Genomic DNA, 359 nt, shown 5'->3' with positions numbered 1-359 from the left:
TGTTCTTTGAAAACTAGATATCGAAACGAAACAAACGCGAATTAGAACATTCCTTTTTAGCTGAACTTGTGTATAACAAGTTTCAATAAAAACGGTAGATAATGCAATTGCGATGGTATCGGGTGGGAGCGACTTTTGGCTTTGGACGTAGTCCAAAACAAGGGGAGCGAGCAAACGAAACCGGAGCATAGGGTTAAGCTACTAAGAGCACACGGAGGATGCCTAGGCGCTAGGAGCCGATGAAGGACGTGGCGAACAACGAAACTGCCTCGGGGAGCTGTAAGCAAGCTTTGATCCGGGGATGTCCGAATGGGGAAACCCAGCTGGGGTAATTTCCAGTTACACCTAACTGAATACAT

1 rRNA gene is annotated in these 359 nt (G+C 46.5%); it reads left to right on the top strand.

Going from position 1 to position 359, the window contains the following annotated elements:
• Nucleotides 1-191: 191 nt before the first annotated feature.
• Nucleotides 192-359, top strand: a 23S ribosomal RNA gene (locus H7T88_RS28490); the annotation flags it as partial.

It is taken from the genome of Paenibacillus cucumis (ex Kampfer et al. 2016), assembly GCF_019748695.1.
Lineage (GTDB): Bacteria > Bacillota > Bacilli > Paenibacillales > Paenibacillaceae > Paenibacillus > Paenibacillus polysaccharolyticus.
Note: the sequence above shows the minus strand (reverse complement) of the source record. Positions and strands in the feature narration are given on the sequence as shown.